Annotated in this window: 17 protein-coding genes and 1 pseudogene; 3 read left to right on the top strand and 15 right to left on the bottom strand. The window is 45.8% G+C overall.

Annotated features, from left to right (window positions below; all coding sequences use genetic code 11):
- Positions 1 to 336 precede the first annotated feature (336 nt).
- The 3 genes and pseudogenes from BSHG_RS0220330 to BSHG_RS09675 all read left to right on the top strand — a co-directional run bounded on the left by BSHG_RS0220330 (position 337) and on the right by BSHG_RS09675 (position 1,283).
- Positions 337 to 613: pseudogene (locus BSHG_RS0220330) on the top strand (hypothetical protein).
- Positions 614 to 620: 7 nt separating this feature from the next.
- On the top strand, positions 621 to 893 hold the full coding sequence (locus tag BSHG_RS23260; protein WP_004310164.1) for a hypothetical protein: 273 nt from the start codon (positions 621 to 623) through the stop codon (positions 891 to 893).
- Between the two features lie 33 nt (positions 894 to 926).
- Positions 927 to 1,283, top strand: coding sequence for a hypothetical protein (locus BSHG_RS09675; protein ID WP_004310165.1), 357 nt, complete (start codon positions 927 to 929; stop codon positions 1,281 to 1,283).
- A gap of 117 nt (positions 1,284 to 1,400) precedes the next feature.
- Here BSHG_RS09675 and BSHG_RS09680 read toward each other — a convergent pair whose 3' ends face one another.
- From BSHG_RS09680 to BSHG_RS09750, 15 genes are all read right to left on the bottom strand, one after another.
- Positions 1,401 to 3,587, bottom strand: a complete 2,187-nt coding sequence (locus BSHG_RS09680) for a type IV secretory system conjugative DNA transfer family protein (protein WP_004310166.1) — start codon at positions 3,585 to 3,587, stop codon at positions 1,401 to 1,403.
- A 3-nt stretch (positions 3,588 to 3,590) separates the two neighbouring features.
- On the bottom strand, positions 3,591 to 4,328 hold the full coding sequence (locus BSHG_RS09685) for a DNA-directed RNA polymerase subunit alpha C-terminal domain-containing protein (RefSeq protein WP_004310167.1): 738 nt from the start codon (positions 4,326 to 4,328) through the stop codon (positions 3,591 to 3,593).
- Positions 4,329 to 4,341: 13 nt separating this feature from the next.
- Entirely contained in the window at positions 4,342 to 4,998 is a 657-nt protein-coding gene (locus BSHG_RS09690; protein ID WP_004310168.1) for a DUF1566 domain-containing protein, read from the bottom strand.
- A 21-nt stretch (positions 4,999 to 5,019) separates the two neighbouring features.
- Positions 5,020 to 5,532 carry a hypothetical protein gene (locus BSHG_RS09695; protein ID WP_004310169.1) on the bottom strand — a complete coding sequence of 171 codons (513 nt, stop codon included), beginning with the start codon at positions 5,530 to 5,532 and terminating at the stop codon, positions 5,020 to 5,022.
- Positions 5,529 to 6,374: a conjugative transposon protein TraN gene (gene traN / locus BSHG_RS09700; protein WP_004310170.1), complete on the bottom strand. Its 846-nt coding sequence runs from the start codon at positions 6,372 to 6,374 to the stop codon at positions 5,529 to 5,531. The genes BSHG_RS09695 and traN overlap by 4 nt, the downstream gene beginning before the upstream one ends.
- A gap of 12 nt (positions 6,375 to 6,386) precedes the next feature.
- Positions 6,387 to 6,986 carry a hypothetical protein gene (locus BSHG_RS09705; protein ID WP_004310171.1) on the bottom strand — a complete coding sequence of 200 codons (600 nt, stop codon included), beginning with the start codon at positions 6,984 to 6,986 and terminating at the stop codon, positions 6,387 to 6,389.
- A gap of 49 nt (positions 6,987 to 7,035) precedes the next feature.
- Positions 7,036 to 7,371, bottom strand: coding sequence for a hypothetical protein (locus BSHG_RS09710; protein ID WP_004314541.1), 336 nt, complete (start codon positions 7,369 to 7,371; stop codon positions 7,036 to 7,038).
- Positions 7,372 to 7,383: 12 nt separating this feature from the next.
- A complete protein-coding gene (traM, locus tag BSHG_RS09715) occupies positions 7,384 to 8,529 on the bottom strand; it encodes a conjugative transposon protein TraM (protein ID WP_008659496.1) in 1,146 nt (381 codons plus the stop codon).
- 10 nt (positions 8,530 to 8,539) lie between these two features.
- Entirely contained in the window at positions 8,540 to 9,022 is a 483-nt protein-coding gene (locus BSHG_RS09720) for a DNA N-6-adenine-methyltransferase (protein ID WP_004310173.1), read from the bottom strand.
- 14 nt (positions 9,023 to 9,036) lie between these two features.
- Positions 9,037 to 9,408, bottom strand: a complete 372-nt coding sequence (locus BSHG_RS09725; RefSeq protein ID WP_004310174.1) for a hypothetical protein — start codon at positions 9,406 to 9,408, stop codon at positions 9,037 to 9,039.
- Positions 9,409 to 9,420: 12 nt separating this feature from the next.
- Positions 9,421 to 10,035, bottom strand: coding sequence for a conjugative transposon protein TraK (gene traK / locus BSHG_RS09730; protein WP_004310175.1), 615 nt, complete (start codon positions 10,033 to 10,035; stop codon positions 9,421 to 9,423).
- A gap of 6 nt (positions 10,036 to 10,041) precedes the next feature.
- Positions 10,042 to 10,431, bottom strand: a complete 390-nt coding sequence (locus BSHG_RS09735; protein WP_004310176.1) for a hypothetical protein — start codon at positions 10,429 to 10,431, stop codon at positions 10,042 to 10,044.
- Positions 10,432 to 10,460: 29 nt separating this feature from the next.
- Entirely contained in the window at positions 10,461 to 11,594 is a 1,134-nt protein-coding gene (locus BSHG_RS09740) for a hypothetical protein (protein WP_004310177.1), read from the bottom strand.
- 14 nt (positions 11,595 to 11,608) lie between these two features.
- Complete coding sequence (locus BSHG_RS09745; RefSeq protein WP_004310178.1) at positions 11,609 to 12,379, bottom strand: DUF5045 domain-containing protein; 771 nt, start codon at positions 12,377 to 12,379, stop codon at positions 11,609 to 11,611.
- A gap of 68 nt (positions 12,380 to 12,447) precedes the next feature.
- Positions 12,448 to 13,218, bottom strand: a complete 771-nt coding sequence (locus BSHG_RS09750) for a DNA-methyltransferase (protein ID WP_004310179.1) — start codon at positions 13,216 to 13,218, stop codon at positions 12,448 to 12,450.
- Between the last annotated feature and the right edge of the window lie 157 nt (positions 13,219 to 13,375).

Genomic DNA, 13,375 nt, shown 5'->3' with positions numbered 1-13,375 from the left:
TTATAGCTACCTCCCGATACCCCGCCGCCACCCGTCTTCATTTATACCTATCAGTTTCCTCCTTTTTATCTTTTCCATCTTATTCCTTCTCCGGTTCCTTCCTGTCCTCGCCGGTTGGTTTTCCAGACGCGAAGGTGGACTGCCGCGCTTGATTCCATCGCTTTGAAGTGCATTTTTATAAAATTCTTCCTTTCTGTGAAAGAGTAATTTTCCAAAAAAAGCGTTGGAAGTAGCTTGTTCGTCAGTCCTGTAAAGCATCTGTAAATCCCAAGCGGTTCAGACAGAATATAGAACCGAACAGAGGGAAGAAAAATAAATCATTAAAATTTCATGACAATGGACAACATCAAAGAAAGCAAAGAGTACAAACTTGCCAAAGAATGGGAAATGGCAGTGAATAGTTTTAGTTTCAATCCCAAGCGTTTTGCAGCCGCTATACCTGATATGCACCCCACACTGCAACAGAGCCTCTATAGATTGTTTAAGGAGTGCATCATTGTGATGGCCGGATGAGACACGTCGCTATGATGACCGCAATCGTGCGTCACATGAAGAAGCAAAGTGTCTTATGGAATACCTCAAGACAAATGGAAAGCATATCCCATTAAAATAACAAGCGTATGAAAACACAAGAAGTACAATTTGGCGGCAATAACTATCCTTGCCGTGTGGTGGAATCCAACGAGGGTGAAGAACTCCTTATCGGCTCGATTACCTTGCTTGATGCCCTTCAGCCCGGTAGTTTCAACGATGAAAACGAAGGCTTCGCAAGCAAGGAAGCCGAAAGAATCTATGACGAGGTTTTCTTCTTTACCGACATGGCAAACCTGCGACTGACAGACGTAGAATTGGTTGCCGAACTGAAAAAGGACAACCCGGAATGGTTCGAATAAAAAAACAATAATCATCTTAAAAATAGCATAGTTATGGAAAAAGAGTATGTAATACAAATAGCACAGACCATTCAAGAGCAGTTGATAGGACTTACCCCTATGCCCGTCCTCATGTCATGGGGTATCGCAGAGTTTGCAGCCACCATCTTCAAAGACCTGCCTGCACTTCGTATCAAAGTAAACGGACTGTTACACACCGGATACGTCATTATTGCACTTAATGGGTCGGACTATTATGAGGTATATCTGTTGAAAGGCAAAGATGCAGAGTGTGTCAATGAAGAAGTTTGTTACAACGAGTTAGGGGATGTCATTGACAGGGCAATTGAATGCGGTACTGACAAAGAGGAATACGAAAAAATTGCCATCAGCAACTCACCCAATTATTAAGCAGGTAGCTCACCTGATAAACCAGAAGAAGAGATTAGTTAGTAGTAAACCGCCAGTACGATTGTACTGACGGTTTTTGTTGTTTTTATTTACATTATATGTCAGACAGCCGGATTTTTATTTCGCGTTGCGCTTATTTTGAACGTCTTTTATCATCTCTTTCACATCTTGCCCCACTTGTACGAAGTTTTTATATAGGATGCGCTCCCGTTCCTCTCTCGACTTGAAAGTGTAGAACTTCGGCAGCGGCACATACGCCGCTTCTTCTTTCTTGATTTCTGCCATATCAAAATCTGTTTTGCAGAAGAACTTTGTAGTCTTGAACTCTTCCGATTCTTGAATATTCATTGAACCGCCCATACCTGTTTTCGTCTTCACAAAGTCCCGTGCCGTCTGACCGCATATCCATCCGGTTGCCATATCCGAGATTTTCGAGGCAGGCACAAGGTTATCCATATTCTCATTGAGATTGATACTTGTTTTGTCCCGGTCAATAGTCACGCCTTTTTTGACCTGGACCACCTTGCCGAAGATGTCATTGGACAACCATTCCAGCGTTTCTTTGGCACGTGCCGAGCCGCTTACCACATTACCTACCGTCGTAATGATCTTTTGCATACCTACCTTACCATAATCGGCTTCCAGTTGCGGTAGTTCCTGAAAGCCGAGCGTTACACTCACCTTATTGCTTCGCGCTGTACCTATCAGACGGTCTATTTTGTGAAAGTAGAGTGTCGGTAACTCGTCCACTATAATACTCACAGGAATATTTTTCCCCTGCCCGGTATTCACACGGGTAACGAGACGGTTTAGGATAAGAGCGTTCAATGCACCGATGATGGATTCCATTTCCGGGTCATTTGCAATCAGCAGGTAACTCGGATTCTTCGGGTCACTCACCTTCAGGTCGAAGTCATCGCCATCCCGGTGGAATATCCAGTAGCTCTCTTTGGTTGCCAGACGCGAGGTATAAACACGTAACGTGCCAATCATACCCTCCAATTGTTCCATTGCCTTATTTTTGAAAGCTGTCTGGAATGGACCAAGCAGCGGAGCAACCTCATTGTCAGTTTCCAGTACCTCGAAAATCGTCTGATAACTTTCATTCAAGAATGACAGAATATGTGGCATGTCCGAATACTTTCCCAGCCAGTAGGCAGGTTCCACGATATTGCCGCCTTCACGGTCGCGCACGATACCTGTCGGTTTCCAGAATTTGGTCTGCGGATCTTGCTGTCTTTCCGCATATAGAGGCTTGCCGTTGGCATCGTAGGGTTCACGTTCATAATTCACGAAGAAGTAGATACAAGCGGCAAGGAAGTTTACCGCCGAGGTTTGGAAGAACTGGTCGCTTCCGCCGCCTCCCTCTTTCTTACCCTTTTGTAGGCTTTCCAATAATGTTTCCGCCGTTTCGCTGGCCGCCGCAAGATTGTTGATGTACTTTGCCTGAATTGGATTCACCCGACGGCTATACTCCACATCCACAAAATTAATCATGTTGAACTTGCACCCTTGGGGTACTCTGCCCAGTTTCTCGTTCTTCTTGTAATGGTAGTAGAGCTTGGTCGCCAATGTAGGAAACTTGTAGTCATACACCACCATGGCGAAACCTTTGGCCGAATGCTGTCGGATAAACGGCTCTATGATACTGAAAGTCTTACCCGATCCCGGTGTTCCAACTACCCATGTTCCTCGAAAGCAGTTGCTTACAGAAATCCACCCCTTACGGAATTTACCCTTATAGTAGTATCGCATGGGGATATTTACGCTGTATTCATTCTCGACTTTTTCTTCACATTGTTCAAAACTTTCATTCTCGAAGTTGAAACGGTCTTTCATCAATCCCTCCTTGATGAACTTTGAAATGTTGTCTAATGCGATATGTACCAGTACTACGCCAGCAATGGAGGCAATCATATAGAGAATGATATTCAGAGGTAAGGTATAAAGCCTTGTTTCCATCGTATGGCCGAACAGCCATACGGAGAGTACGAGCAGCAATAACCCACTCGTCAATGGATACACCACCTGCCGGCGTGCGTTGAACTCCAGATGCTTCTTGTTCCGCGTTCCGACACAAGTGATGCAGATAAGCAGTACCGTTGCGATTTTGCTGTACACAAGATTGCCGTCGTGGTAAATCATCCATTGTTTGATGCGTCCGTGAATGTCGGTCAGTATGCCGCCCCAGTGGTCGAGCATTGCAGGGTCAATGGCATATTCAAAGAACTCCAGCAGCACGGACACATATACCACTGTGCGGAATATTTTATAGAACCCTTGCAATTCCTTACTTTCTTCCATAAGTCAGTCTGTTATTAGTCCTTGTTTTCTACGATACCAATGATTACCTACTCTGATTACATCCATACCGAACCATGCACCATTCTCGTTCAGTTTTGTTTTTATCTTATCAAGTGTTACCGGACCGATACCCCAGATTTCCATGAGATATTGCTCGTTAAGATGAATCAGGTCTCCGATATATAATATTCCATGAGATTCAAGATGGCTTTTGATGGATGGGGTAATACCCAAACTGAATACCGGTTCCGAGAGATAGTGTACTTCTTCTGCCTGAATGTTATTCAGGGCTATTTCAAGCCCCACTTTGATTCTTTTGAGAGAATCAAGGCGTTCTTGCATCTTTTGGATGACAAGCTCGTCTTGCTGTATCTCATTGCGTAATTGGGTTGCTCTCTTTACAAGTTCGGCATTACTTCTTTTCAACTCTCCGTTAATATCCGCCATTGACAGATTACTTGTTTCAAGCTCGTTTCGTGTGCGGTCTAATTGCGTGACAAGTTCCTCCAGTCTGTCGGCATGACGCTTCAAGATTGAATTTTTTTCATTATCGGCAGTCATTTCGTCCAAAAGGTAGCCGAACCTTTTAATTTGAAAATTAATATCTTCTTTATCCGATGCTATGGAATCTGCGAGTTTTGCCAGTATTTGTCGGCATGAATTACCTTTCATGGACTTATACATGAGGACAATTCCCAATATCATCAATGCTATGCTGAAAAATATATCCGTATCTTTCATATCTTTCTATCTTTTATTCGTTTATGGTAATTATAGGGCGTACTTTGTGCGCCTGTACTTTAGGTGTTTCCTGCATTGCGCCGCTCCCCATGGAATAGAGCCATGCCTTGGCTGTCTGTTGCTTTTCGACTTCTGTGGATGTCCAGTACCAACAGTCGTTTTCATCCAGTGGTAACGGCTCACCGCCACATTGTTCGATGACAGGGTTGATTATCTTTCGCATGGTGTAGAGCAGCCGCATCTCTGCCACGGACGGTACATAGGCACTCTGCCCGTACCGCCATAGGTCGAAAACCGCTTCTGCCATTGGCGAAGCGGTTTCTTGTGTATCATACAGTGCGAATGTATTCTCATTGCCATCATAAGCCATGATGTCAGCCGATGTGCCTTGTGCGATGCCGAGGCTGTCGGCGAATGCCTGTGGAGCAATGTCCCACAGGTAAACTGCATAACCGTCCCCCTCCGTATCTCCGCGTTTTTCGGTATCGAAGACAACCGCTATCGCTTTTTTCCCCGATTGTTCATATTGTGCGTAAGGCAAGGCTGTTCCATCCTCGCAGAGGATATGTCCTGGACGAACTGCTGTATCGGGTACGTCTATATGCGTGTCACAGGCAGCGCAAAGCACGGCAGCCGTTGCCGCTGCCACCAAATGTATCTTTCGTATCATATTGCTTTCTTTTTTGTTTCCCTATTTTATAGGTAGTTTCACACCCAGCACGACACCTGCTCGCAGCACGTCCGCACCTTTTATCATCACATCGCTTTTCACTTGCCAATACAGTGTCCATCCGGCCCGTAGCACATAGTTGTGTTCGTAACCGAAGTGCAGGCCACCGAGGAACTTATTCATGTCGCTTCCGGCTGAAGCTCCGATACGCAGACTGCCATAGTGGTTGCGTCCTCGCGTCATGCACGGCTTGTAGGCCACGCCAAAACCGTAGCTGCGGTAGTTTCGCCAAAATGATTCCGGGCAGATATGCCCGCACGAAGCGCACTCTGCCCATTGTAGATAGCCGTTGACGAAGAACTCCCACGTATGGCGATAGTTCATTTCGTGTTCGTAGGCGAGCGTTATATCCATGCCGTTCTTGTAGAGTAGCCCTGTGCCAAGCGAGAGGCGTCCGCTACCTTGTTGTGCATTTGCACTTGCAGCGATACACACGCAGGTAATTATCACGATGATTGTCTTTTTCATAGTCATTCCTCCTCCAATAAATCTGCATGGAACGAATCTGCCGCCAGTATATCCTCATAGTCGATGTTCAGACTGATGTTACGGCCACTAATCTGTTTCTCCGTCATTTCGATGGTCAGTAGCTTGTCATTGGGAAAGGTCATCTTTTTCACGACAATCACATTCCGATAGCCGTGTCTGAATGTCTTGCCCGATTCCAGAACCAGGGCAGGTGTCAGTTCGATAGTCTGTGCGTTGGTTGCCTTGGCGAGTTTCTTGTCTGTCAGCTTTATCCGTATCTCATCAATGTCAAAACGAATGTTCGTCTTGTTCTCGATGGAAAAGTCTATGAAGAAGTAGTCACCCACCGAGTAGATATTGTTCAGACGCATCACCATGCGGTGTGCTTTGGTAGCTACGTTGCGGATTTTTGCAGGTGAGTTCCAGATGCGCCGTGCATGATGTGTCATGTCGGCAGCGGACATTGAGACTGCCGGATTGTTGTACGCATTACGCTCTTGCAGCAATATCTCCTTATCCGTTACTGCCTCTTTCATCCTTGTGGTATAAATCAGTGCGTATTGTGTGCGGTATCGTTCCGTCACAATGGTGACGATGGCGAGTATTTCACCATCCTCGTGTCCGCTTTCCTTGGGCTTTAGGCGAATGATGTTGTCAATGGGCTGATCGCCCGCCACCTTGTCAGTGGAAATATCCACGAAACGCACCGGTTCCGATGCCGTGATGACAGTTGTTATCTGTTCGTTCACCGTCAGTTGTTCCATTTCTTCGTAGGTAGTTTGTGCGTTAGCTTTCGGTAAAATGGAAATACCTGATAGAAGCATAATGCCAAATAAATTCCTTTTCATTGAAATACAGAGTTATAATTGAAAATTCATGATTGCTTTATTCTCTTGCGGATTGATATTTGCCTTATCTGGGATGTCATCCTGCATACAACTTGGAGATTTGTCCGTAACATCTATCTGTTCGAATATGATTTGTTTCGGAAGTATTTTATGGCAGAAATAGCTGCTGTTGAACGGTACGTTTTTCCCTTTTCCGAACTGAATACGTTTATCGAACATGAGTAATTCCAGATCAGTATTCTGGAAAAGTCGGCAGGGTGTTACGTTGTTCAGCCAATAGTTGGACATCAGCAAGGCGAATGGTTTTCCGAGTTTCAGACAGCGTTCGAAGACTTCCACTTTCCGGCTGAAAGGAGGATTGGATACGAGTATATCCCATTGGGACGGTTCATAGTTGAAAAAATCCTGTCCGTTATAGATATGGGAATACACGACATGGAAACCGGCATCCTTGAATTTCTGCACAAACTCACTGTGCTTCGTATCGAAAGGACACCAGACTATCTTGCCTTCAGGTATATATTTGATAATGGGTAATACACCATATCCCGGTGTATATTTTTCATCTGTCGGATTCCCGTATATTTTTTTTAAGTAGTTTGAAGATTTCATAGGCACATGATTAAAAATATTTATATTGATTTCTTTTCCCTATTTCGCTTCATTTCTTTATCTGCCTGGCACGCGCCCAAGTACAACGTCTCGTCCGGGTCATTTGGATTTCACATTGCCAAAGAGTGCCCTTCTCCACTGTTTTGAAATTAACATTCCCGTATCTTGGTCCGTAAAAACCGGTATGTTTTTGAAAAGCGAATAAGGCAATCCTCCGTCTGTCTTCTGTTCGGAAGTTGCATATTAGGGCAAACTGCCCTCTGTGATGCCACCATTCGGTACTCACAAGTTTTCCGATAAATGTTTCGGCTTTATTTGGGGCTATATAGTCCGCATAATAAAGCCCATCCGTACCTTTGTGATATTCTGATAAATCTGTTTCCATGTCATCATCGTTTTAATTCCTTTTTTCCTGTCCGTTCACTAAATACACGAAAGTTCCGTATTTCAACTTGACTTTGTTTTTCTTGATAGCTTTGCTAATGGCATTGCTTGTTTTCTGGTAGGCATTGTTCACCGCCTGCATCCCCCATTGTGCAAGGCTGTTTCCTGTTGTACTTCCCATACTCATGTTCATATTGCCCGACATTGCCCCGCTTGCTACATCCTTGCTCGTTTCCCGGAATTGGCTGTTGGGCACATACAGCCCCTCCATGCCATCTGTATCATAGAGTGAGAGACTCACTTTCACCAATTCGTCATTCACGAGGATGCTGCTGATATTACCTTTCACGCGCCCGGATGAGAATCCGCTTACCGTAGCGTACAGGTATGTTCCCCTTGCTATCACACACTCGCCAATCTCCACATCGTCAAGCAGGCGCAACCTCACGCGCGAGCCGTCCACCGCTTTGATGTTCTCGTCAATGATGGCTTGGATGAGTTTCGGTTCACGGACATTCTTCGACAGTGTGTTAAAGTAGTCCGAGGTTGTCTTCACCTTGCGTACCACCTCGCTGGGCGGTTCGTCCGCTGATGGCGTTTTCACAGCCCGGCTCTCTTCGTTGATGGTTCCGGAGGCTGCTGCTCCTTGTGGTGGAGCAATGTTGGCCGTGTCCGTTTCTGCCGGGGGTACAGCCGCGTTTTGCCCTCTCAGTCTCGCCTCTGCGAGTGCTTTCTCCAGTTCGGCAAGTGCTTCCTGTTCTCGTGTCTTGGCAGAGGCAATTTCCGCTGCCGCAGCTTTTTCCTGTTGTTCTTCCGTGAGCAGGTCGATGTCGTCCTGCGTGTATTTCGATTCATACTCTTCCTTGTTTTTATCGGGTTCTTCCCGGTCTATGTTATCTACAGCGGAGTAGTCTTGTATCTTACCCCATGATTTCGCCATATTCTCGTATTTGCTGCCTATGCCATCGTCCTTGATCTGTGCCCCCGGCAATTCGGGGTTTAGGAACTCCGTCGTCTGCAACGCCTTGTCTTGTATTTCTATCGTTTCTGTCTGAAACAGGTCGAAGATGAAATAAGACGTGCCGAGCAGGGGGAAATAAAGGATGGCGGGAAGCATATATTTCGGCTGGCGAAAATTGATTTTCTCCAATATCTTCATTATACATCTTTTAATTGAGTTGTACATATTTGCCTTCAATGGCACAATTTCTCAGTATCTCTGCGTTGTCTTCTCCGAAAGCTAATAGGATGCTACCGCGACTGGGAGAGTCACCTCGTGCTCCGCCTGGTCGGTAGAATCGGATGCGGTGGCGTAGGAATTTCATTCCCGTCGCTTTTGGAAAGATGACGTCCTGAAACATTTTGGAATCGCAACGGTTGAATAATAATGCAATGCCGTTGCCATGTTCTGCCAATTTCCGGACGAATAGCTCGATAAGAGGACGCGAATAGGGAGGATTGAGCCACACACGCCCTTCCCATATCTGGGACAACCCATCTATGTTCTGGTCATACATGACCTCGGCAGTCGGCCACAACGGATGGATGGGAGCGCAAGGGTCAAGGTCGAATTTGCCCAATGCGTCCAGTATCTCCTTTGGCGTGTACCATTCGTCTGACGAACGGACTGATTTTTCAAGCCGTGTATTCATAAGTACTCTTTTTACTATGGTTTGTCCCCTCTGTTTTTATGTTCCCTTATTTCGACTTCCTGCAACAGCTTGTGCCGTTCCCGAAGCACTGAATCCTGCTTTTCCGTCGCCGTGCGACTTACCGGACTGTGTCTGTACACAGTTACCAAGCGGTAGGCGTTCCATACGAAAGCTCCGATGACGAATGTAAAGACGATGACCAGAAACAGCGTCCGGTGTGCGTTGGCAAAGCCCTGCACCTTGGCCGCCGCTTGGTCGATGCGTGTCGCCTTGGCGAATTTATGCCCGGCCTGCACCTCTCGCTCGTAGCGTTCCTTGTACTGCGGGTCATCTTTGTCCGGCATCTTCTCGCCGAACAACATCCGTTTGAATCCTTTGATATTCATATCTTTGGTGATTTAATAGTTACTCTTTGTTTTTTGCTCGATATCTTTGTTCAGCAATGTGCGCCAGTTTACTATGAGCAGTCCATGCGGATTATTGTCCGTTCTCGGCACACGTTTAAGTTGCCCTGCCGTAACCAGTTCGCGCATCAGGATATTACTCCGGCGCTCGATTCGCTGCCGACCATAGTAGGTGAACTCCATATTCTTTTTGTCAAAGGAGATACTGTCACAGAATATCGAGAACACCGCGCTCGTACCCAATATATTGGAGTAAAATCCCTTTTCCTTGAGGGTATTGTACTGTGCCAGTCCCGTCTCATCGACCAGGTACATCGCTTTTTCCATCGTATAGCGGATGTATTTGTCGTCCGGTGCGAGAGTAAAAAAGTAATGGTGGAACATTTCTACGTGGCTCTTGGCCTCCACGTCCAGTGTTTCGTCCATCGTCGTGCGGGTTACGAGTATAGGTACATTTCCGTCCAGCACATACACCTTTTTCTGCGCGTCCGTCACCATTGTCCGGGCAGTCCAGATACTTGATACGCTGATGATGATACACCCTGCAAGAAAAGCAGTGCAGATGATGCCCACCAGTCGGATTTTATTCTCCAAATGTTTGATGACCATATACCTTTATTTTTTCTTGTTAGACAATCGTGTGTATTCGTCATGTAACATTGTCATGACTGTATCATGCAACTCCGTCAGAAATTTTTCGAACTTCCCGTCAAAAAGCTGTGTGTAATCTTCCCGCATGATTACATGCACGAATATCCACCAGACACGGCGGTTTCGATTCTTGGCATTTTTCTGCAATTTGACCAGTTGCAGACGATAGGTAAGGTAAGTCATCATAGGGACAATATATCGGTTGTCCCATGTAATGGCTTCGTCCAGTTCTTCATATTCCGGATCAATTCGGTGGTTAGGTGCATAAACGAGTTCTTCGCTTATGCGTTCATTTGCATAGTGCACGAAACGCTCGTTCCTGCACCATTTCTCAATTTTCTGTTGTACATTCATCTTTTGGATATTTAATATTAGGTTTATCATTATCTCATCATCGAGCCGATACCGCCCGTAGCCGTCATTTTGGCCTGCTGCGCCACACCTTCTCCAAAGTTCCGTGTAGAGAAGGCCGTGTCGCCTTCAGGTATCATCCATGCTGCCAAGTCCGGCACGAGGTTTAGGCATTTCAGTGCCACGATACTTGCCGCCATCAAGTAGCCGGCGGAGAAGAAGCTGTTTTGCAAGTAGGCCGCCATTGTCTGTTCGCTTGCTGTGATTGCCGTCAGGTTTTCTACCTGTATGCACAGTACAATGTCGAATAACAGTAGCACATAGAAGCCGACGAAGTAGAGCATTGCACCATAGAAATGTACTGTCAGATACCTTATAAGCCACTTCGCCCATGCACCTTCCCATTTGGGCAACAGCGAGAACGCCCATTGTATAGGTCCGAATATTGTTAACATGCCCAGTAGGATTTGCTGGCAATAGATGGTTGCCCACCATCCGATACGATACACAATCAGAGCGATAAGCATGATGATTTTGTCGATACCTACGATGACTCCTGCCGTCAGTGAGGTAAACCACAGTTCGGCTGCGTCTTTCTCCATCTTCGTCACTTCGTCCACTCCGGTTTGTTCCATGGTCGCTTCTACCAGGTTCGGGTCGGAGGTACCCGTGTGAGCGACATCTGCCTGTGCTTGCAAGCTTTGGTACATCGTGTCACGTACATGGATAAGTTGCTGCACTTCCTCGAATTTGTCCGCTATTTGGGTGGCTTCTGCCTCGTACAGGTCATGCGTGTACGAGCCGATGCAGTTCGGGATGTAAGACAGGAAGTCAAGGAAACACCAACTGCTCCCACTGCCAGCCATACCCGTGTCTGCTGGCGGATACCACCAACAGAGGATGATTGAAACAGCCAAAGGACGGAACAGCTTCAGCACATCCAGTGGCTCATGTTTCACCATCATCTTGTACGCCATTCCCGCTGCCATCACAATAGCGAACAGGGCAGCCAGTGCCATGCACATTTGTAGTATCCACCAGAACGGTCCCTGCGAGCCGGTAAAAGTCGCATCAGTCAGGAACTCGTTCGTTTGAAAAATCACATCGTCAATTTCTTCTTCAAGGATATTAATACCGAAATCCGAGAGTATATTTCCGTCTGCCATACGTTTTTGTTTTTTCAGTTCCCTTTGTTTACTGTTTCATCTCCGTCGCCGTTGCCACCCGTGTTATTGCCTGATTGCGGGCCGCGCACGGCAAAGCGCGATTCGTGCCATCGGTTCACCGCATCGCGGACAATACTCTCCTTATCCAGAGTACGGTCAGCGGTAGCATTCAGTAGCGTACTTGTTATCGTAGTATTCTGCCGTTTGGCAAGGTAGCCGACAAGGATTTCGTTCTGTCGAGTTATATCCTCGTAGATGCGCAGATACTCTTTCTTCCGCTGTGCGTTGGGCATATAGGCATCTTTCGTTGCATCAATGGCGCACTGGTAGATATGGTAATATTCCGTCCATCTGTCTTTATCCTCCGGTGTCCCCCCGACAGGCAAGATGCGGTCTATGTTTCGTTTGAACCGTACCATCTGTCCGTTGACCTTATCGCCTTCAGCGACCCATGCGATGTCCGCTTGACGGTCAGCCACGTTCAAGGCTTCTATCTTTGCCCGGCTCACCAATGCCGAGTCGATGGCTTCAGCTTCGTCCGTTTGGTTGTATAGGTTGACGCCCGCCAGTGTGCGGAATGACAGTTTGTTCTTGACTGCTGCCGACTTCTTATACTTGTTGTGCAGTATGGAATAGTAGAGGTCGGGCGAGAGTGCTCCCGTACCGGTTTCCATTACTGTTACTTGGTTTTGTTTCGGCGAATCGTGGTTATAGGTCACGGATTGTGCCTTTGCCGCCGTGGTTGCAATTATTGTAACCGTCACGAGTAAGAGTATTCTGTCCATATTTACTTTCGGTTATTTGTTATTAATCTTTTAATACTCAATGTGTTTCAATCAGTTAATCACCAGGATTATTCCACATTTCTTTTTATATTATATTCATTTCTAATCCTTTCCTCTCCCCGCAAGAAGTGCATATCATCCTTTTCAATACAAATACATTTTCTATTCGTATGAATACAGGCGATTGCAGTGCTCATGCTTCCAGAGGCAAAATCAAGGACTGTGTCACCCTCTTTCGTGTATGTTTTTATCAGATATTTCAACAATGCGACTGGTTTTTGATTAACATGAATCGTTTTGCCCTCTGATTCCGCAGTTTTAAAATATTTCACACTTCGTGGGTATCTCGTTCCTTTGTTTTCATTTCTGAATGTAGGATTTGGTACCTTGTTTACTCCTGTCCAGTTACTTCCTCTCTTTGTACGATTCTCATAAGGCTCACCTTCCTCCATGATTGGATAATAAGGAGTTCTGCCGTTACAAAAGATACTGATTAGCTCATGCGCTTTTAGAGGTTGCTTTTTAGCAAGAAGGAAATTGCTTGCTTTTGACTTTTCCCATACCCAGTCATATTTAAATTCGGCTAAATTGCCACAGCGTAAAAGGCTGCTGAACGGTTCGCTGCCAAATAAAGCCGTAGGCGCATTATCCTTTCTCACTCTTCTAATCTCCTCCCACATTTTCGAGAATGGTATTATCTTATCCCATTGCGAGGCTGTAATTCCAAAAGGTGGGTCGCATAGAACTAAATCAATACTTGATTCTGGGAGAAGAGGCATTACTTCAAGGCAATCGGCTTTATATAGCGTAATGTCTTTTTCAAAAACGATCTTTTTCATTACATCTTTTATTAATGTCCATTTGCCTCTTGGTTATAGGCCAGATAGACTTGTTTGTACTTAAAGTTTCTTTCTCTGTTTGTACTTCTCCGAACATTCAGGACGAAACGCTTTTCCTGCGTTTTAAGATATTCCTTATCAATTTTGGTACATAGAA

The organism is Bacteroides sp. 3_2_5 (assembly GCF_000159855.2).
GTDB classification, from domain to species: domain Bacteria; phylum Bacteroidota; class Bacteroidia; order Bacteroidales; family Bacteroidaceae; genus Bacteroides; species Bacteroides fragilis.
Note: the sequence above shows the minus strand (reverse complement) of the source record. Positions and strands in the feature narration are given on the sequence as shown.

Coding starts and splice junctions, on each gene's coding strand:
- BSHG_RS23260 (WP_004310164.1), top strand. CDS start 621: ATGAAAACACAAGAAGTACAATTTGGCGGCAATAACTATCCTTGCCGT.
- BSHG_RS09675 (WP_004310165.1), top strand. CDS start 927: ATGGAAAAAGAGTATGTAATACAAATAGCACAGACCATTCAAGAGCAG.
- BSHG_RS09680 (WP_004310166.1), bottom strand. CDS start 3,587: ATGGAAGAAAGTAAGGAATTGCAAGGGTTCTATAAAATATTCCGCACA.
- BSHG_RS09685 (WP_004310167.1), bottom strand. CDS start 4,328: ATGAAAGATACGGATATATTTTTCAGCATAGCATTGATGATATTGGGA.
- BSHG_RS09690 (WP_004310168.1), bottom strand. CDS start 4,998: ATGATACGAAAGATACATTTGGTGGCAGCGGCAACGGCTGCCGTGCTT.
- BSHG_RS09695 (WP_004310169.1), bottom strand. CDS start 5,532: ATGACTATGAAAAAGACAATCATCGTGATAATTACCTGCGTGTGTATC.
- traN (WP_004310170.1), bottom strand. CDS start 6,374: ATGAAAAGGAATTTATTTGGCATTATGCTTCTATCAGGTATTTCCATT.
- BSHG_RS09705 (WP_004310171.1), bottom strand. CDS start 6,986: ATGAAATCTTCAAACTACTTAAAAAAAATATACGGGAATCCGACAGAT.
- BSHG_RS09710 (WP_004314541.1), bottom strand. CDS start 7,371: ATGGAAACAGATTTATCAGAATATCACAAAGGTACGGATGGGCTTTAT.
- traM (WP_008659496.1), bottom strand. CDS start 8,529: ATGAAGATATTGGAGAAAATCAATTTTCGCCAGCCGAAATATATGCTT.
- BSHG_RS09720 (WP_004310173.1), bottom strand. CDS start 9,022: ATGAATACACGGCTTGAAAAATCAGTCCGTTCGTCAGACGAATGGTAC.
- BSHG_RS09725 (WP_004310174.1), bottom strand. CDS start 9,408: ATGAATATCAAAGGATTCAAACGGATGTTGTTCGGCGAGAAGATGCCG.
- traK (WP_004310175.1), bottom strand. CDS start 10,035: ATGGTCATCAAACATTTGGAGAATAAAATCCGACTGGTGGGCATCATC.
- BSHG_RS09735 (WP_004310176.1), bottom strand. CDS start 10,431: ATGAATGTACAACAGAAAATTGAGAAATGGTGCAGGAACGAGCGTTTC.
- BSHG_RS09740 (WP_004310177.1), bottom strand. CDS start 11,594: ATGGCAGACGGAAATATACTCTCGGATTTCGGTATTAATATCCTTGAA.
- BSHG_RS09745 (WP_004310178.1), bottom strand. CDS start 12,379: ATGGACAGAATACTCTTACTCGTGACGGTTACAATAATTGCAACCACG.
- BSHG_RS09750 (WP_004310179.1), bottom strand. CDS start 13,218: ATGAAAAAGATCGTTTTTGAAAAAGACATTACGCTATATAAAGCCGAT.